19 protein-coding genes are annotated in these 17,157 nt (G+C 71.9%); 12 read left to right on the forward strand and 7 right to left on the reverse strand.

The window, feature by feature from the left end; genetic code table 11:
* The first annotated feature begins 205 nt into the window (after positions 1–205).
* The 8 genes from C8E87_RS33285 to C8E87_RS33320 all read left to right on the forward strand — a co-directional run bounded on the left by C8E87_RS33285 (position 206) and on the right by C8E87_RS33320 (position 6,741).
* Positions 206–1,186 (forward strand): helix-turn-helix transcriptional regulator, encoded by a 981-nt coding sequence (locus C8E87_RS33285; protein WP_133877419.1) that lies wholly within the window; start codon positions 206–208, stop codon positions 1,184–1,186.
* Positions 1,183–2,145, forward strand: a complete 963-nt coding sequence (locus C8E87_RS33290; RefSeq protein WP_133877420.1) for a helix-turn-helix transcriptional regulator — start codon at positions 1,183–1,185, stop codon at positions 2,143–2,145. Before C8E87_RS33285 ends, C8E87_RS33290 begins: the two co-directional genes overlap by 4 nt.
* A 15-nt stretch (positions 2,146–2,160) precedes the next feature.
* On the forward strand, positions 2,161–2,406 hold the full coding sequence (locus C8E87_RS33295; RefSeq protein ID WP_133879103.1) for a hypothetical protein: 246 nt from the start codon (positions 2,161–2,163) through the stop codon (positions 2,404–2,406).
* 135 nt (positions 2,407–2,541) lie between these two features.
* Positions 2,542–2,874, forward strand: a complete 333-nt coding sequence (tatA, locus tag C8E87_RS33300; protein WP_133877421.1) for a Sec-independent protein translocase subunit TatA — start codon at positions 2,542–2,544, stop codon at positions 2,872–2,874.
* Positions 2,875–2,888: 14 nt separating this feature from the next.
* Positions 2,889–3,851, forward strand: a complete 963-nt coding sequence (gene tatC / locus C8E87_RS33305) for a twin-arginine translocase subunit TatC (RefSeq protein WP_133877422.1) — start codon at positions 2,889–2,891, stop codon at positions 3,849–3,851.
* A gap of 30 nt (positions 3,852–3,881) precedes the next feature.
* Positions 3,882–4,781 (forward strand): YegS/Rv2252/BmrU family lipid kinase, encoded by a 900-nt coding sequence (locus C8E87_RS33310; RefSeq protein ID WP_133877423.1) that lies wholly within the window; start codon positions 3,882–3,884, stop codon positions 4,779–4,781.
* A gap of 43 nt (positions 4,782–4,824) precedes the next feature.
* On the forward strand, positions 4,825–5,034 hold the full coding sequence (locus C8E87_RS33315) for a hypothetical protein (RefSeq protein ID WP_133877424.1): 210 nt from the start codon (positions 4,825–4,827) through the stop codon (positions 5,032–5,034).
* A 69-nt stretch (positions 5,035–5,103) separates the two neighbouring features.
* The gene (locus C8E87_RS33320; protein ID WP_133877425.1) at positions 5,104–6,741 is read left to right on the forward strand and encodes an alkaline phosphatase D family protein; all 1,638 of its coding nucleotides are present in this window, start codon (positions 5,104–5,106) and stop codon (positions 6,739–6,741) included.
* A gap of 5 nt (positions 6,742–6,746) precedes the next feature.
* Here C8E87_RS33320 and C8E87_RS33325 read toward each other — a convergent pair whose 3' ends face one another.
* Complete coding sequence (locus tag C8E87_RS33325) at positions 6,747–7,487, reverse strand: HAD family hydrolase (RefSeq protein ID WP_239080147.1); 741 nt, start codon at positions 7,485–7,487, stop codon at positions 6,747–6,749.
* An 87-nt stretch (positions 7,488–7,574) separates the two neighbouring features.
* Between C8E87_RS33325 and C8E87_RS33330 the strand changes: the two genes are divergently transcribed.
* Positions 7,575–10,328, forward strand: a complete 2,754-nt coding sequence (locus C8E87_RS33330; protein WP_133877427.1) for a DEAD/DEAH box helicase — start codon at positions 7,575–7,577, stop codon at positions 10,326–10,328.
* Positions 10,325–10,867 (forward strand): GNAT family N-acetyltransferase, encoded by a 543-nt coding sequence (locus C8E87_RS33335; RefSeq protein WP_133877428.1) that lies wholly within the window; start codon positions 10,325–10,327, stop codon positions 10,865–10,867. Before C8E87_RS33330 ends, C8E87_RS33335 begins: the two co-directional genes overlap by 4 nt.
* Positions 10,868–10,977: 110 nt before the next feature.
* Here C8E87_RS33335 and C8E87_RS33340 read toward each other — a convergent pair whose 3' ends face one another.
* From C8E87_RS33340 to C8E87_RS33355, 3 genes are all read right to left on the reverse strand, one after another.
* A complete protein-coding gene (locus C8E87_RS33340; RefSeq protein WP_133877429.1) occupies positions 10,978–11,718 on the reverse strand; it encodes a hypothetical protein in 741 nt (246 codons plus the stop codon).
* An 82-nt stretch (positions 11,719–11,800) separates the two neighbouring features.
* On the reverse strand, positions 11,801–12,808 hold the full coding sequence (locus C8E87_RS45925) for an inositol monophosphatase family protein (protein WP_239080146.1): 1,008 nt from the start codon (positions 12,806–12,808) through the stop codon (positions 11,801–11,803).
* 73 nt (positions 12,809–12,881) lie between these two features.
* Positions 12,882–13,577: a carbon-nitrogen hydrolase family protein gene (locus tag C8E87_RS33355; protein WP_133877430.1), complete on the reverse strand. Its 696-nt coding sequence runs from the start codon at positions 13,575–13,577 to the stop codon at positions 12,882–12,884.
* A 419-nt stretch (positions 13,578–13,996) separates the two neighbouring features.
* Here C8E87_RS33355 and C8E87_RS33365 point away from each other — a divergent pair, with 419 nt between their 5' ends.
* Positions 13,997–14,185, forward strand: a complete 189-nt coding sequence (locus tag C8E87_RS33365; RefSeq protein WP_133877431.1) for a hypothetical protein — start codon at positions 13,997–13,999, stop codon at positions 14,183–14,185.
* Here C8E87_RS33365 and C8E87_RS45930 read toward each other — a convergent pair.
* Complete coding sequence (locus C8E87_RS45930) at positions 14,182–14,610, reverse strand: FHA domain-containing protein (protein WP_239080145.1); 429 nt, start codon at positions 14,608–14,610, stop codon at positions 14,182–14,184. The genes C8E87_RS33365 and C8E87_RS45930 overlap by 4 nt on opposite strands.
* Before the next feature lie 88 nt (positions 14,611–14,698).
* Between C8E87_RS45930 and C8E87_RS45935 the strand changes: the two genes are divergently transcribed.
* Positions 14,699–14,902 (forward strand): hypothetical protein, encoded by a 204-nt coding sequence (locus tag C8E87_RS45935; protein ID WP_239080144.1) that lies wholly within the window; start codon positions 14,699–14,701, stop codon positions 14,900–14,902.
* Between the two features lie 22 nt (positions 14,903–14,924).
* Here C8E87_RS45935 and C8E87_RS33375 read toward each other — a convergent pair whose 3' ends face one another.
* The gene (locus C8E87_RS33375; protein WP_133877433.1) at positions 14,925–16,190 is read right to left on the reverse strand and encodes a vWA domain-containing protein; all 1,266 of its coding nucleotides are present in this window, start codon (positions 16,188–16,190) and stop codon (positions 14,925–14,927) included.
* The gene (locus tag C8E87_RS33380) at positions 16,187–17,134 is read right to left on the reverse strand and encodes a protein phosphatase 2C domain-containing protein (RefSeq protein ID WP_133877434.1); all 948 of its coding nucleotides are present in this window, start codon (positions 17,132–17,134) and stop codon (positions 16,187–16,189) included. The genes C8E87_RS33375 and C8E87_RS33380 overlap by 4 nt, the downstream gene beginning before the upstream one ends.
* Positions 17,135–17,157 lie beyond the last annotated feature (23 nt).

The raw sequence follows: 17,157 nt of genomic DNA on the forward strand, positions 1-17,157 counted from the left end.
ACACTCTCGTCCTCCGGTGGTTCGGACTGTTGTGGCGAATCGGTCAGGTCGAGCGGCAACGTGGCGGCCGGCCCGGCCGGGACCTGGTCGTCGGGGGTCTGCGGGGTGGTCACGCCGGCATGCTTCCCGCACGGGGACCGCCGGGAAGCCGTACCGGCGTAGCGCATACGTCACTGTCGCGTCCACCCTGCTAGCGTTGCCAATCGTGTCGCGGACCCGCACCGAGCGCCTGGTGAATTTGGTAATCTGCCTGCTGTCCACGCGGCGGTTCCTGACCGCCGCGCAGATCGCCGCGACGGTCCCCGGTTACGAGCACGATCCGGAGGACCCGCGCGACCACGAGGCGTTCCAGCGCAAGTTCGAACGCGACAAGGCCGAGCTGCGTGACCTGGGGGTCCCGCTCGAGACCGGCACGGCCAGCGTCTTCGACCAGGAGCCGGGCTACCGCATCGCGCACCGCGAGTACGCGCTGCCCGCCATCATCCTCGAACCCGACGAGGCCGCCGCCGTGGGCATCGCCGCCCGCCTCTGGCAGCACGCCGGGCTGGCCGCGGCCGCCTCCTCCGGGCTGGCCAAGCTGCGCGCGGCCGGGGTCGAGGTCGACCCGCAGGCCACGCTCGGCGTCGAGCCGGTCGTCACCGTCGACCCCGCGTTCGGCCCGCTCACCAGCGCGGCCCGCGAGCGGCGGGCGGTCACGTTCAGCTACCGCGTGCCCGAGGTCGACGACCCGGCGGTCCGCAAGCTCGAGCCGTGGGGCGTGGTCTGCTGGCAGGGCCGGTGGTATGTGGTCGGGCACGACCGTGACCGGGCCGCCACCCGCTGCTTCCGGCTGTCGCGCATCGTCGGCGCCGTGAAGCCGATCGGCCGCCCGGACGCGTTCACGCCGCCCGACAACGAGGACCTGATCAACCACGTCGCCCGCTGGTCGGGGCCGGTGCCGCACACCGGCCGGGCCACCGTCACCGTGCGGCCGGGGCGGGCCGCCGGGCTGCGCCGCTGGGCCACCGAGGCCGTGGCCGGGCCGGACGGCGACCGGCTGACCATCCCGTACGCCGACGCCGAGCGGCTGGCCGCCACGATCGTCGGCTACGGGCCGGACGTGCGCGCCGACGGCCCGCCCGAGGTCCGCGACGCCGTGATCCAGCTGCTCAAAGAGGTCGTCACCCGGCACGAGGTGGCGGCATGACCGGCCCCCGCCAGTCCGCCGACCGCCTGGGCCGGCTGCTCAACCTGGTGCCGTACCTGCTGGCCCGGCCCGGCATCCTGGTCGCCGAGGCCGCGGCCGACCTCGGGGTCAGCGAGCGCCAGCTGCGCGAGGACCTGGAGCTGCTGTGGGTGTGCGGGCTGCCCGGCTACGGCCCCGGCGACCTCATCGACATGGCGCTCGACGGCGACCGGGTCACGATCAGCCACGACGCCGGCATCGACCGCCCGCTGCGCCTCACCCAGGACGAGGCGCTGGCCCTGGTCGTGGCGTTGCGGATGCTGGCCGAGACGCCGGGCACGGGACACCGCGACGTCATCGAGCGCGCCCTGGCCAAGATCGAGAACGCGGCGGGGGACCTGGCCGACGCGCCCGTGGCCGTCCGCCTGCCCGCCAACGCCAAACGGGTCGACAAGGTACGGGCCGCGGTCGAGAGCGGCCACGCGCTGCGGATGACCTACTACACGGCGGCCCGCGACGAGACCACCGACCGCGTGGTCGACCCGATGCGGGTGCTGATGGTGGGCGGCAAGGCGTACCTGGAGGCCTGGTGCCGGCGCGCCGAGGCCACCCGGCTGTTCCGGATCGACCGGATCGACGACTTCACCGAGCTCGCCGAGCCGTCCCGGCCACCGGCCGGCGCCGAGCCGCACGACCTCACCGGCGGCGTCTTCCACCCCACCCCCGACCTGCCGCTGGTGACGCTGCGGGTGGGCCGGCGCAGCCGCTGGATCACCGAGTACTACCCGGTCGAGGAGGTGCACCGCTCCGGCGGCGACGAGTGGATCGTGACCATGCGGGTCACCGACCTGGGCTGGGCGCAGCGCCTGCTGCTCGGCCTCGGGCCCGACGTCACCGTGCTGGGCCCGCCGGAGCTGCTCACCCGCATCCGCGAACAGGCCACGGCCGCGCTCGACCAGTACAGCACCCCCGGCCGGTAGGGTGGCCCGGTGCTGATGTGGATCTGGATCGCCGTGGTCGTGGTCGCCCTGATCATCCTGCTGGCGGTGGGCGTACGGCTGGCCGGCCGTCTCGACGGGCTGGGGCGTGCGGCCCTGCGGCTGCGGAAGCGCCAGGCCGAGGCGGCCAAGCTGCAGGAATCCGCGGCGGAGCTGCAGGTGACGGTGCTCGCCGTGCAGCAGCGCGCCGAGCTGGCGCAGGAGCACATCGCGGCCCTGTCGCCCTCGCGCGACAAGGGGTGACCTGCGGCGTTCCTTCCCCGTTGTCCAGGGATTCACGGGGTGCCGGCAAAACCGCGAGGGTCCGTGGGCCGCATCACCAGAATTGACACGTACGATGGACCCCGCACACCTGATCCGACCGACTGGAGTTCACCCATGGGCGCCCTCAAGCCATGGCACATCATCGTTTTTGTGGTCGTCCTCGTGCTGCTGTTCGGCGCGAAGCGGCTTCCTGACGCGGCCCGCTCGCTCGGCCGGTCGCTGCGGATCATCAAGGCCGAGACCAAGGGTCTGGTCGACGACAACAACGACGTCGCCGAGAAGGCCGAGCCGCAGTACTCGCGTCAGCCGCTGCAGGGTGAGGTGCAGCAGCCCGGCGGTTACCAGCAGGCCCCGCCGCCGCAGGGTTACCAGCAGGCGCCCCCGCCCCAGGGCTACCAGCAGCAGCCGTACGTCGACCCGGTGCAGCAGCGCACCAACGACCGCTGAGCTGACCGCCGGTCATGAAGCTCGCCCTTGGCCGTCAGGGGCCCAGTAAGTTCCAGCAGGCCTCCGACGGCTCCATGACCCTGCTCGACCACGTCCGGGAACTGCGCAACCGGCTGTTCATCGCGTCGCTCGGCCTGGTCGCCGGCCTGATCGTCGGCTTCATCCTCTCCAAGTGGGTGTTCAACCTGCTGGAGCAGCCGTACTGCACGCTGCCGTCGTCGCAGTCCGTACGCGCCGACGGCACCCAGTACTGCGACTGGATCGTTCTCGGCGTCGCCGACCAGCTCATCCTCCGCCTCAAGATCGCGCTGTGGGTCGGCATCATCGTCGGCGCGCCGGTCTGGCTCTATCAGCTCTGGGCGTTCGTCGCGCCCGGCCTGCACCGCCACGAGCGCAAGTGGGCGTACGTCTTCGTCGCGATCGCGTCCCCGCTGTTCATCGGCGGCGCCGTGCTGGCCTACCTGGTGGTCGGGCACAGCCTGGCGTTCATCATGGAGTCCGGCGTCCTCGGCGAGGCCACGAAACTCGAGGTCTCGTCGTACATCGGGTTCGTCACGAACATGATCCTGATCTTCGGGGCGGCGTTCGAGTTCCCGCTGATCCTGCTGATGCTCAACTTCACCGGCGTGGTCAGCGCGAAACGGCTGCTCAGCTGGTGGCGGATCGTGGTGTTCCTGTCGTTCGCGTTCGCCGCGATCGCCACCCCCGACCCGGGCCCGTTCGGCATGACGCTGCTGGCCCTGTGCATGGTCGTGCTCTACCTGATCGCCACCGGCGTGGCCGCGATCAACGACAAGCGCAAGGGCCGTGGCAAAGAGATCTACGCCGGCCTTTCCGACGACGAGATCTCGCCGCTGGAGGACGAACGCGTGCCGGTCGGCGCCTCCGACCCGATCGAGGCGCCCACCCCGATCGACGCGCCCACCCCCGTCGCGAAGCCCCGCCCGCTGGAAGGCCGCTTCGACGACATGACCTAGGTCACTGATCGGGCGCTATGCTGCCCGGCTGTGACGAGCGACGACATCGCGGTGCTGGCCAACCCCTCGGCGGGGCGGGGCCGGCACCGCGATCTGCTGACCGGGGTCCTGCAGCGCCTGAGCGCCACCGGCCGCCCGGTCCGCCTGCTGGAGGCCCACAGCGGCTCCGAGGCCGAGACGGCCTGCCACGCCGCCGTGGCCGGGGGAGCGGCCGCTGTGGTGGCGGTCGGCGGCGACGGGACCGTCCACCGGGCGTTGCAGGCCGTGGCGGGGCGCCCCGTCGGCTTCGGGGTGGTTCCGGCCGGCACGGGCAACGACTTCGCCGCCGGCGTGGGCATGCCCGCCGGTGCGCTCGAGGCAGCCGATCTCGTCGCCGGTGCGCTGGCCGAGGGCCGGCACACGGCGATCGACCTGGCTCGGGCCGGGTGGAGCGACGGCGCCGTGCGGTGGTTCGGGGCTGTGCTTGCCGGGGGGTTCGACGCCCTGGTCAACGAGCGGGCCAACCTGATGCGCCGGCCGCGCGGGCCGCGGCGGTACGACCTGGCGATCCTGCTCGAGCTGGCCCGCCTCAAGCCCCGCAAGTACGAGCTGGAGCTCGACGGCGAGGACCACAGCTTCGAGGGCATGCTGGTCGCCGTCGGCAACTGTGCCAGCTACGGCGGCGGCATGCGGATCCTGCCCGACGCCGACCCCGCCGACGGGCTGCTCGACGTGGTGGTCGCGGCGCCCTTCGGAAGGGCGGCTTTGGCCCGGCTCAAACCGCGGCTGCGGCGCGGCACCCATGTCACCGACCCCCGGGTCACCGTCTTCCGCGCCCGGCACGTGCGGTTGCGCTGCGACGGCATCGTGGCCTACGCGGACGGGGAGCGCCTCGGCCCCCTCGACCTCGAGTTGACCTGTGTGCCGGGTGCGGTTCGGTTGCTCCGGTGACAATCTCCATCGGTTCCCGCGCATCCGGCCGATCGTGGAGGACATGCAGATCAACTCGCTGGGCTCGATGGTCTCCTCCGCCTACGACACGGCCCGCTCCAACCTCAGGAGCATGGCCGACGCCGCGGCCGGGTCCGGCAGGCCCGAGCCCGTCAAGCCGGCCCTGGCCGAGACCCCCAGGCCCGAGGTCAAGGCCGCGGCCGAGCCCGCCCCCGGCCGGCGTCAGGGCGTCAACCTCGACTCGTACGCCTGACACCAGCGTTTCTCCCCGGCGCAATCCGCCAATAAATCCAGGTCCATCTATTCCGATCAGGCTTCCTGCATGGCCCTTTCCCGACGTACGCTCCTGCTCAGCTCGGCCGCCGCCGGTGTTGCCGGCGCCGCGACCACCTGGCCGCTCGCCGCCGCGGCCGCACCGTACCGGGGCCCGCTGCGCTCCGACCCGTTCACGCTCGGCGTCGCCTCGGGCGACCCGGAACCCGACGGTTTCGTGCTGTGGACCCGCCTCGCCCCGACCCCCTTGGCCGACGACGGGCTCGGTGGCATGCCGGCCCGTGTGGTGCCCGTCGAGTGGGAGCTGGCGGCCGACGAGCGCTTCCGCAAGGTCGTACGGCGGGGTGTTGCCGCTGCCCGGCCCGAGTCGGCCCACGCGGTACACGTGGAACTGCACCACCTGCTGCCCGGGCGCGAGTACTTCTACCGGTTCCGCGCCGAGCGCTACGTCTCCCCGGCCGGCCGCACCCGCACCGCCCCGCCGCTGGGGGCCACCGGCGGCAGCCTCGTCATGGCGTTCGCGTCCTGCTCCCAGTACGAGCACGGCTACTTCACGGCCTATCGCCACCTGGCCGCCGACGAGCCCGACATCGTGCTGCACCTCGGCGACTACCAGTACGAGTACCAGCCCGGCACGTACACGATCCCCGGCGGCAACCCCCGCGACCACGCCGGCCCCGAAACGGTCACGTTGGCCAACTACCGGCAGCGGCACGCGCAGTACAAGACCGACGCCGACCTGCAGGCCGCCCACGCCGCCGCGCCCTGGGCAGTGGTCTTCGACGACCACGAGATCGAGAACAACTGGGCCGCCGACGTGCCCGAGCAGCCCGACCCGGACTTCGCGGCCCGGCGGGCGGCCGCGTTCCAGGCGTACTACGAGAACATGCCGCTGCGCCGCACCTCGGTCCCGCTCGGCGCAGGCATGCAGCTGTACCGGCGGCTGCACTGGGGCCGGCTGGCCACCTTCCACATGCTCGACACCCGTCAGTTCCGCGACGACCAGGCCTGCGGCGACGGCTACAAGGAGTGCGCCGACGCGTACGACCCGGCCCGCTCGATCACCGGCGAGCGTCAGGAGAAATGGCTGCTCGACGGCTTCCGGCGCTCGTCGGCGCGCTGGGACATCCTGGGCCAGCAGGTGTTCTTCGGTCAGCGCGACAACAACTCGGGCCCCCAAGTCGTCACCAGCATGGACTCCTGGGACGGCTACGCGGCGTCACGGGACCGGATCACCCGGGGCTGGGTCGACGCCGGGGTACGCAACCCGGTCGTGCTCACCGGCGACGTGCACGCCCACTGGGCCGACGAGCTCAAGCTCGACTACGCCGACCCGACCTCCAAGACCGTCGGCGCCGAGCTGGTCTGCTCGTCGATCACCTCGACCGGCGACGGCGCGGATGTCGCCACGGGGCAGCACCCGTGGGCGGCCTGGAACCCGCACCTGCGCTTCTACAACAACCAGAGAGGCTACGTCCGTACCCGGATCACGCCGGGCAGCCTCACCGCCGACTTCCGCGTCGTGCCGTACGTGACCAGGCCGGGAGCGCCGGTGCACACGCGCGCCACGTTCGTCGTCGAGGACCGCGTGCCCGGTCTGCACCAGACGGCCGACAACCCGGCGGTCACGCTCCGGTCGGCCGGCGGCGTCCCGGACACCGTCGAGCAGGAGACGTCACGCCCCTGAACGGGCTAAACGGCGCAGCCAACCAGGGCCAGGGTCGCCCCGAGACCGTTGGGGCGGCCCGGCTCCGCCGCGGGCAGGACCAGCGCGGCACACCCGGCGGCCACGGCCCCGGCGTCGGCGGGCGTGTCGCCGACCATCAAGGTGCGCTCGGGGTCGGCGCCCAGCATCCCGCACGCTCGCAGGAAGATCGCGGGATCGGGCTTGGTGCGTCCGATCTCGTAACTCAGGGCGTACGCGTCGATCAAGGAACTCAGGCCCCACGTGTCGAACAGGGGCCGGATGTCGAAGCCGATGTTGCTGACCACCGCCACCTTGATGCCGGCCTCGTGCAGCGTGCGCAGCGTGGACTCGGTGTCGGCGTAGGGGAGCCAGCCGTCCGGGTGGGTCAGACGCTCGTAGAGGGCGTCGGCGAGGCCTTCCACGTCGGTCGCGACGGTCGAGGCCAGACCCGTGTACGCGGCGCGGTGACTGTGCGCGTAAAGATCACGGTCGGCCCAGTGCTCGGCCAGGTGGGGCGGCACCCGATGGGGCAGCGGCCCCCCGGCCCGCCCGGCTGTGACCAATCTGTCGGCCAGCACCGTCGCCTTGCCCCGGTCGAGCTCGCGACCGCACGCCAGCGCGGCCGCCACGACCCACGTCACAGGGTCTTCCACCTGCGCCAACGTGCCGTGGAAGTCGAACAGCACGGCGTCGACCTGACGGCGCGGCCGATGGGGAGGGTGATCGGTCGATACGACATCCGGCACGGGAGCACCATACCCACCACGCAACACAGGGCGGGACGCAACCGCCCGTGCTCCGTCTTGTCACACCCACGAACTAGCCTGGTGTTCATGACGAGTCCGGCCGAACGGTATGCGGAGTCCAGGCGGCGGGCGACCCGCGTGGCCGAGTTTCCGGCGCTCGAGGATTTCATGCTCGACGTCGGCTTCGACCTCGACGACTTCCAGCGCGCCGCCTGCGAATCCCTCGAACGGGGCAGCGGCGTGCTCGTGTGCGCCCCCACCGGCGCCGGCAAGACCGTGGTCGGCGAGTTCGCCGTGCATCTCGCGCTGCGCGCCGGCGAGCGCAAGTGCTTCTACACCACGCCGATCAAGGCGCTGTCCAACCAGAAATACCACGACCTGGTCGAGCGCTACGGCCCCGACAAGGTCGGCCTGCTGACCGGCGACAACGCCATCAACGGCGACGCCCCCGTGGTCGTGATGACCACCGAGGTGCTGCGCAACATGCTCTACTCGGGCTCGTCGGCGCTGAAAAACCTGGCGTACGTCGTGATGGACGAGGTGCACTACCTGGCCGACCGGTTCCGCGGCGCCGTCTGGGAAGAGGTGATCATCCACCTGCCGGCCTCGGTCACCCTGGTCTCGCTGTCGGCCACCGTCAGCAACTACGAGGAGTTCGCCGACTGGCTGGTCACCGTCCGGGGCCACACCGAGGTGGTGGTCAGCGAGCACCGGCCGGTCCCGCTCTGGCAGCACATGCTGGTCGGCCGGCGCATGTTCGACCTGTTCCACGACGCCGACGCCGCCAAGAAGCACGACGTGCACCCCGAGCTGCTGCGCTACTCCCGCGAGATGCTGCGCCGGCTCGAGATGACCGACCGCAGCTACGGGCCGGGGCGCGGTGGCCGGGGCCGGCGCTGGCAGCCGCCGCCGCGGGCCGAGGTGGTCGACCGGCTCGAACGCGCCGACCTGCTCCCGGCGATCCTGTTCATCTTCAGCCGGGCCGGGTGCGACGCCGCCGTGCAGCAGTGCCTGTCCGCCGGGCTGCGCCTGACCAGCGCCGAGGAACGCTCCGAGATCCGGCGCATCGCCGAGGCCAAGGTCGCCTCGATCCCGCGCGAGGACCTCTCGGTGCTGGGCTACTGGGAGTGGCTCGACGGCCTCGAGCGGGGCGTGGCCGCCCACCACGCCGGCATGCTGCCCGCCTTCAAGGAAGCGGTCGAGGAGTGCTTCGTGCAGGGCCTGGTCAAGGCGGTCTTCGCCACCGAGACCCTGGCGCTCGGCATCAACATGCCCGCGCGCTGCGTCGTACTGGAAAGGCTTGTGAAGTTCAACGGCGAGGCCCACGTCGACCTCACCCCCGGCGAGTACACGCAGCTCACCGGGCGGGCCGGGCGCCGCGGAATCGACGTCGAAGGCCACGCGGTGGTGCTGTGGAGCCCCGAGGTCGACCCGCGTCACGTCGCCGGGCTGGCCTCCACCCGCACCTATCCGCTGCGGTCGTCGTTCCGCCCGTCCTACAACATGGCGGTCAACCTGGTCGGGTCCGTCGGCGCCGACCAGGCCCGTGATCTGCTGGAGTCGTCGTTCGCCCAGTTCCAGGCCGACCGTTCCGTGGTGGGCCTGGCCCGCCAGGTGCAGCGCAACGTCGAGACCATGCAGACGTACGGGCAGGACGCCGCCTGCCATCACGGCGACTTCGACGAGTATTTCGCGCTGCGCGTCGCGATCGCCGACCGGGAACGCGCCCTGGCCCGGCAGGGGGCCTCGCAGCGCCGCTCGGCCGTTGTCGCCTCACTGGAGAAACTGCGGGTCGGCGACGTGATCCGGGTGGCCCAGGGCCGCCGCGCCGGGCTGGCCGTGGTGCTCGAGGCGCCCACCGGCGGGTTCGGCGAGCCCCGCCCGATGGTGCTCACGCAGGACCGCTGGGCGGGCCGGGTCAGCCCGGCCGACTTCGCCGGCGAGGCCGAGGTGCTCGACCGCATCCGCGTCCCCAGGCACTTCAACCCGCGCTCGCCCGCCGCCCGCCGCGACCTGGCCGCCCAGGTCAGCGCGACCGGCCACGACCGTACGGTCGGCAGCCGCCGGCGCAACCGGGGCGGCAACACCGGCGAGGACGCCGAGATCGCGCTGCTCAAGATGCAGATGCGGCAGCATCCCTGCCACGCCTGCCCCGACCGTGAGGAACACGCCCGCTGGGCCGAGCGGCGGCACCGGCTGGCCCGCGACACCGAGGCGCTGCGCGACAAGGTCGCCGGCCGGACGGGTTCGCTCGCCCGCACGTTCGACCAGGTGTGCGCCGTGCTGGCCGAACGCGACTACCTGACCGAGGCCGGCGAGGTCACCGAGTCGGGCCGCATGCTGGGCCGCATCTGGTCGGAGGCCGACCTGCTGATCGCCGAATGCCTGCGGCACGGCGTCTGGGACGGCCTCGACCCCGAGGAACTGGCCGCGGCGGTCTCGATGGTGCTCTACGAGTCGCGCCGCGAGGGTGACGACCGCGCCTCGGTGCCCAAGGGCGCGATCACCGCCGCAGTCGACGCCTGCGGCAAGCTGTGGGCCGACATCGCGGCCGACGAGTCCGAGCACGGGCTGACGCTGACCCGCGAACCCGACCCGGGGTTCGTCTGGCCGATGTACCGCTGGGCCCGCGGTGAGCCGCTGGCCCGGGTGCTGGCCAGCGGGCACAACTACGACGCCGACATGCCGGCGGGCGACTTCGTGCGCTGGGCGCGGCAGGTGCTCGACCTGCTCGGCCAGCTCCGCGAGGCGTCCGCGGCCTCCGAGCCGCTGCGCGCCACCGCCCGCAAGGCGATCACCGCCGTCAACCGTGGGGTCCTGGCCTATCAGGGCGGCCTGTGACCGACAGGGGGCGCTCGGCGGACACCGCCTACGCCGGCCGCATGGGGGAGCCGGCCGTGCGCGCCGCCGACCCGTCCCAGCACGACATCGTCGTCGCACTACTGACCGGCTCGTGGGGCGGCACCACGGTGGTGGCGCACGGCGTCAGCTACGACGCGGCGACCCTGCCGGCCCTGATCGCGTGGCTCGACGGCGCGCCCGTGGGCCTGCTGACATACGTGCTCGGCCCCGACGACCTCGAAGTGGTCACCATCGACGCCGCCGTGCCCGGCGCCGGGGTCGGAACTGCCCTGCTCGCTGCCGCCGCCGACCGGGCGTGGGCGGCCGGGGCGTCCCGGGTCTGGCTGATCACGACCAACGACAATCTCCGCGCGCTCCGCTTCTATCAGCGACGCGGCATGCGTCTGGCCGGGTTGGCGCCCGGCGCGGTCGCCGCGTCGCGCGTCCTCAAACCGTCCATACCGCTGGTCGGCGAGCACGGCATCGAAATCCGCGACGAGTTGACTCTGGAACTGCGCCAGGGATGGTTCCGCCGGTAAGGGCCGCGGAAAGGGGATGAGGGCCCGGGTGAAGACGCTCTGCCACGATCGAGGCCGCTGGGCTTCGGAATTCTGAGCCGGGCGCGCCGATGCGCATTGTGGCCCGGAACTCAGGACGTGACCGCCCAGCGCAGGAAATCGTAGGCCTCCTGACCCCGCCGGGCCGGGTCGTCGTAGAGGCTGGGCGTGGCGGGCTGCTCGCGAATGCGCAGCGCCTCGCGGCCGAGCGTGTGCCATTTCGGCTCCAGGTGCGACACGATGTACCGCCCACCTCCGCTTTTCGACGTCAGCGCGTCGAGCGCCAGCAAATGACGCAGCCGGGCGACGCCCAGCACCACCCAGGCGACCGACGGCTCGTGCCGCCCGAACGCCTCGACATCGCCCTGCTCGATCTGCTCCATGGTGGAACGCCAATACGTGTCGAGGTTCGTACGGGTGAACTCGCGCAGTTCGCCACGGTCGGTGTGCACCGGCGGCAACGGCCCGCGCACAACGACCGCCCGTTCGGCCAGTTCGTGCCAGGTCACCGGGCAGATGTCGATCTTGCCCTCGGACTGGAACTCGCCCTGGAAGAAGGCGGGCCGCCGCCCGACGGTCAGCGAGGACACAGCCAGGTCGGCCGGGGTGCAATGAAAGCCGTCGAACACCACTTCGGGGTGCCGTTTCGCGGTGGCCGCATGCGCCTCGGCCAGCATGGCGTGCTCCGGCGGTTCCGCCCAAACGCCGACGAAATCGACGTCGCTGCCGGGGAAGAACTCGCCCCAGCACAGCGATCCGTGCAGAAACAGGCCGGTCAACGCGCCGGGCGCGCGGGCATCGGCCTCCTCGAGAAACGTGCGGGCAACATCCACGGCCGAACCTTATGGGACGTACGCGATGCCGGGCGCCGATCCCGGCGTTGGACGAGACGGGGGAGAGCTCAATACACACCTGTCACGGCGACAGAAGCGACCCGCTGACGACGTCGAGCGCGGCGAGGCGCAGGGCGTCGCTGCGGGCGTACACGGAAGCTCCCGGTCCCGGCTCCAGGCGCCCGTTGATGCCGCTGTAGCTGCCGCCGGCCTCGCGGACGATCAGCGATGTCGCGGCGAAGTCCCAGATCTGGCCGCCGGTCTGCACGGCCAGGTCGAGGTCGCCGCGCGCGACCATCAGGGCCGGGTGGATGGGCCAGGGGAGCGCGGGTGTCAACCGCTTGAGCGGCGCCACCAGGTCGCGATTCCACTCCTCGGGCACGACTCCGAGCCGGCTCCCCGCCACCACTCCTGACTTTTCCGAAATGTCGGTAAGAGGTGAGTCGGTCGGAATGGTGCCTGGTTCGCGGATGAGTTTGATGGCGGCAACTTGTGGAGCCGGGGCTGTGGGCGGAGCCGTGGCTGTGACTGTGCCTGTGGCTGTGGCTGTGGGCGTGGCTGTGGCTGTGGGCGTGGCCATGGGCGTGCTCATGGGCGTGGCGGAGCCGCTGTACGGCGGATCGCCGGTATCCCCGTTTGTGGTGACGCGCACCGGCGTCTCGGCGACCACGCGGCCGCCCACGAACCGGCCCTCGAACGCGCCGCCGCCGCGGGTCGCCCACCATACGCTGCCCTGCGCCGGGTGCGCGGCCACCGCGGTGGTGACCTCGCCGTCCACCTCGAGCGCGATCAGAATCAGCCAGCGGTTGTCGCCCGCCACGAACAGCGCGGTCCCGTCGATCGGGTCGATGATCCAGCGGCGTCCGGCAGAGCCGGTCTGGCCCTCCTCCTCGCCGAGGATCGCGTCCGACGGGCGGGCGGCGGTCAGCACGTCACGGACGGCCGACTCGACGGCCCGGTCGGCGGCGGTCACCACCGAGCCGTCCGCTTTCACCTCGCGGGACAATTCGGCGAGCGCCTCGAAATGCGGCAGGGCCACCGCCGCTCCGGTCATGGCGGCGCGCTGGGCGAGCTGAAGGTCCGTTTCCACCCGCCCCATACTGCCTCGCCCCACGGGCCACCCCGTCGCGAATCGCTGGCGTGTCACCCACGCGTATGCGCGTTCAGCCGACCTCGGCCACCGCGATTCCGGTCGTTCCCAGCGGCACCGAAGCCACTGTCTCGCCGGCCGGGTTCAGCACACACGTCGGCCCGAGGCCCACATGCGTGCCGCCGCGTTCACCGGTCACGTCGGCCGAAGCCAGCCACAGTCCCGTTTCCGCGACGCGTTTGCGCCGCAGTTCGTTGTGTCTTTCCTTCCACCCGTACGCATTCTGGCGGCGCATCATGTTCTGCGCCGGGAACACCAGCAGCTTCGCGCCGCGCCGGGCAACTTCCCGGGCGGCGTGCGGGTACTGCCCGTCGAAGCAGATGTTGATGCCGAACGGAGTTCCCGCCGTCTCGAAAACCGGATACGACCCGCCCGCCGTGAACACGCTCTCACCCCGGGTCAGAAACGTCTTCCGGTACGCCCCCACAACCCGCCCGCCGGCAATCACCGCCGCCGTGTTGTAGTAGTTCCCGCCGTCGCGCTCGATCATGCCCAGCACCACGGTCTGCGGCACGTCGAGCCGAATGTCCGAGCAGCTCATCGCGTATCGCCGCACATGCTCCGCCGTCGGCCGATAGCCCTGCAGGAAGCACTCCGGAAACACCAGCAGATCAACCCCGCCGGCCCGCTCCGCGAATTCGTGGATCAGCTCGCGCGCCGCCTCCACATCGCCCATGATCTCCGGCGTCTGGCACACCCCGACCCGCATGGCGCCTGTCCTCTCCACGATGGATCAGAGCCTCACCCCGCGCGTGTCGAGATCGACTCCGGGATTCGCATCCTCGCCCAGACCGTCACCCCGCCCACCGTACGCAGCCTTGACGCCATCCACCTGGCCACTGGACCACGCCTGCGTGACCAGCAGCGACTGACGTCGTTCGTGACCTACGACAAGCGGCTGGCCGAGACGGCGCCGGCAGCCGGCCTCGCCGTCGGCATGCCCACGGGCTGAGCAGTCCTGGGGTCGGCAGCCCATCAATCAGGTGGGTGGGAGGGTCTGGTGGCCGAGTCGGTCGTTCCATCGCGGCTGCCGGGTTCAAGCCGAGCCGGGTCGATCTGACCGCTGAGACGGCCATGCTGCCGCGCCGATGAGAGCATCAGCCGCCGTCGCGGGGGTATTCGGGTGGGATGACTCAACCGTCGAATGCGGGCGCCAGTACGGAGCAGCACATTACCGGCAGCCCGGAAACTGAGAAGTTCCCGACCGACAACCCGCCGGACAGCAACACGCCGGCCGGTGGCAGCAGCAACAAGGGGATCAACGACAACCGGGCCAACCTCAACGAGGGGGAGCCGCTGCCCGAGCCGCCGGATTAAGGCCTGGGCGGGGCGTGCAGGGTCAGGGTTGTCCAGGCCCCGACGTGGACGCGGTCGCCGTCTGCCAGGGCCCGCGACTGGCCCGCCGTCAGTGGCTGCTGGCCGTCGTTGATGTAGGTGCCGTTGGTCGAGCCGACGTCGGAGACCAGCCACACACCGTCGACGCTCAGCGTCAGCAGGGCGTGGGAGTGGGAGACCCCGGGGTCGTCGTCGGCCAGGTCGATCTCGGGGTTTGTGCCCTTCGACGTGCTTCTGCGGCCGATCCGCACCTGCGGCGGGGGCAACGGGACCGTACGGGATCCGCCGTCGGCCGGGAACTCGATGCCGTCGATCGCGTTCTCCTCGAAGTACGCCCGGTCCGGCGCGATCGTGACCGTCCAGCCCGCCAGGGGAGCCGGCGGCGACGAAGGCGTGAGCGTGGGCACCCGGCCCGTGCTGTGGTCGTAGCCGCAGTCCTCGCAGAACCGGCCCGCCCCGACCCGGGGCGTGCCGCAATTCGGGCACGGCTCGGCGGTGGAATCGAGCGCGGAGGCGCCGGCAGGCGAAGAAGCGCCGGCAAGAGCGGACGAAGTGCCAGAAGCGGACAAAATTCCGGAAGTGCCGGCGGCCGACGAAACGCCAGACGTGCCGGGGCCGGGCGAAACGCCCGCCGAGGCCGGCATCCCGTCGATTTTGGCGCCGCACGTGTCGCAGAAGTCGCTCTCTCCCGAGACGTGACCCTTCGGGCAGGCGTACGTGGTCACTGGCCGCGTCCCACCCGCACGGTCTTCGTCGAGCGGGTGTCCAGCGCCATCTCGTCGGCCGCCGCCACCTTGCGCCGCAGCCGGACCGTGCCGGTCGCCGCGTCCTCGATCTCGACCACGGTGGCCAGCAGCTCGGAGGTCGCCTGGTTGCCGCTCTCGTGGGCCAGCTGCGCCGCCCGCCCGAATTTGATCGTCGCGGTGTGGTCGTCACCCGCCTTGCGCGCCTCGATTCCCGCCTGAATGGCGTCGGCCAGCTCGGCCTGCCCGGTGTAGTGGGCGACCTGCCGGTTGATCCGGGTCGACAGCGCCGCGTCGTCGGTCCACACCGCCCGTACGAGGGATTGGGCATGCACCGTGTCGCCCTCGACCACCGACACCCGGGCCGCCAGCATCTCGTCACCGGCGGCACCCGGCGGCACGTCGACGCACAGGTGGTAGTCGCGGCTCTCGGCGCCCCACGAGCCCAGCGGGTACCGGCCCGCCCGCGCGCCGTCGGCCACCCGCTTGCCGGTCAGGTCGGCCACCTGCGGCTCGACCTGCTTGACGAACCGGACCGTGGCGTTCACCGGCGTCCAGACCTTCAGCTGCACGTCGGCCGCCGTCTTGCCCATGGCGGCGGTCATCATCTGCTCGAACGCGGCCGTGAGGTCGGCCGGGCGGGCCACGATGTCGACGGTGCCCAGCATCGCGTCGGCGATCTTGCGGAGCTCGGAGACCTTCCAGTTGGTGCCGACGCCGCGGCAGTCGACCGTGAACTTGCCGCCGATCGATGCCAGCACGCTTTCCAGGTAGCCCTGGCGTTCGCCGTTGTCGCCGTCGGTGAGCATGATGGCGTGCGCGATGTCGCCCGGCCGCTGGGCGAACAGCTGCGCCGCGAGCAGCAGCCACGCGCCCATCGCGGTGCCGCCGCTGGCGTGCAGCCGGTCGATCGCCCACGTCGCCTCGGCCCGGGTCTGCGCGGACGCCACCGCGAGCTGCCCCGGCGCCGGGAAGAGCTGCTGTGCCGTGCCGACGCCGGCGATCAGCGCGAAGTGCACGCCGTCGTCGATGCAGGCGACCGCGGCCTTGGCGGCCTGCCGGGCGGCGGCGATGCGCCCCTCGGCCTGCATGGAGCCGGACGCGTCCACGATAATGATCTCGGTTGCGCCGCTGGTGCGGGAGCCGGTGGCGCCGCCGGACGAGGTGACCGTGACGATCGCGTTGACCTCGGTCGCACCGAGGGCGAGAAATTCGTTCTGGAAGGCCTCGGCGGTGTACGTCATCGGTGTTCTCCCCCAGCCGGCGTGATCGGCACCAGGGCCACGGTGATGTTGTCGGCGCCGCCCGCGGTGTTGGCGTAGGCGGCGAGCCACCGGGCCGCGGAGATCAGCGTGCCCTGTTCGCGCAACCCTTCCCGCACCGCCGCGGCGAAGGCTCCCGGATCGGTCAGGTAGTTCCACAAGCCGTCGCTGCACAGCACCAGATGCCCGGGGTCGCCGACCACGAATTCCGCCGTACGGGGGGCGATCGTGCCCGCGTCGGCCCCGAGCCACGCCGTGATCGCGTGGGCCTTCGGGTCGCGCATCGCCTGTTCCGGGTCGGCGCCCAGCGCGATCACATGGGTCGCCCACGAGTCGTCCTCGGTGAGCTGCTCGGCCACGCCCTCCTCGGGCACCCAGTAGGCCCGGCTGTCACCGATCCACCCGACCGTGACCGCGTCGCCGCGTACGGTGGCGGCGACGATCGTGCACGCCGGGTTGGAGGCCTGCCGCCGCGGGTCGCCCTCGCCGGCCAGCTTGGCCACCGCGATCTGCGCCGAGCCGATGGCCGTGGCCAGGTCGAGCCCGTCGCCGAGCGCCGTCCCGGTCGCCGACACCGCGGTCAGCGAGGCCACGTCGGGGTCGAAGGACGACGAGACACCGTCGCTGACCACCACGTCGACGTCACGCCCGCGGGTGGCCAGCCACATGGCGTCCTCGTTGCGGTGGTGGCGCAGCCCGCGGTCGGTCACCGCCGCCGCCACGTCGCCGCAGTCGGTCTCGAGATGGTCGCGTTCCCGTCCGGCCAGCATGCCGCAGTGCCGGCAGTACCCGTCCGCGCCGACGCCGCCCGGGGTGCCGCAGTGCTGGCAGGCCGGCTCGGGGGCCAGCGACCTGCCACAGGCCTCGCAGAAGGCCGCTCCGGCGGCACGCTCGTCGGCGCAGGAGGCGCAGTCGGTCATGATCATCGGGCCTCGCTGTCGCAGTTGGA

The organism is Paractinoplanes brasiliensis, assembly GCF_004362215.1.
GTDB lineage: Bacteria > Actinomycetota > Actinomycetes > Mycobacteriales > Micromonosporaceae > Actinoplanes > Actinoplanes brasiliensis.

Bases quoted from the DNA above. Each gene is read 5' to 3' on its own strand.
- C8E87_RS33380 (WP_133877434.1), bottom strand. From the start codon at position 17,134: ATGATCATGACCGACTGCGCCTCCTGCGCCGACGAGCGTGCCGCCGGA.
- C8E87_RS33355 (WP_133877430.1), bottom strand. From the start codon at position 13,577: ATGCGGGTCGGGGTGTGCCAGACGCCGGAGATCATGGGCGATGTGGAG.
- C8E87_RS33320 (WP_133877425.1), top strand. From the start codon at position 5,104: ATGGCCCTTTCCCGACGTACGCTCCTGCTCAGCTCGGCCGCCGCCGGT.
- C8E87_RS33290 (WP_133877420.1), top strand. From the start codon at position 1,183: ATGACCGGCCCCCGCCAGTCCGCCGACCGCCTGGGCCGGCTGCTCAAC.
- C8E87_RS33315 (WP_133877424.1), top strand. From the start codon at position 4,825: ATGCAGATCAACTCGCTGGGCTCGATGGTCTCCTCCGCCTACGACACG.
- tatC (WP_133877422.1), top strand. From the start codon at position 2,889: ATGAAGCTCGCCCTTGGCCGTCAGGGGCCCAGTAAGTTCCAGCAGGCC.
- C8E87_RS33295 (WP_133879103.1), top strand. From the start codon at position 2,161: ATGTGGATCTGGATCGCCGTGGTCGTGGTCGCCCTGATCATCCTGCTG.
- C8E87_RS33330 (WP_133877427.1), top strand. From the start codon at position 7,575: ATGACGAGTCCGGCCGAACGGTATGCGGAGTCCAGGCGGCGGGCGACC.
- tatA (WP_133877421.1), top strand. From the start codon at position 2,542: ATGGGCGCCCTCAAGCCATGGCACATCATCGTTTTTGTGGTCGTCCTC.
- C8E87_RS33375 (WP_133877433.1), bottom strand. From the start codon at position 16,190: ATGACGTACACCGCCGAGGCCTTCCAGAACGAATTTCTCGCCCTCGGT.
- C8E87_RS33365 (WP_133877431.1), top strand. From the start codon at position 13,997: ATGACTCAACCGTCGAATGCGGGCGCCAGTACGGAGCAGCACATTACC.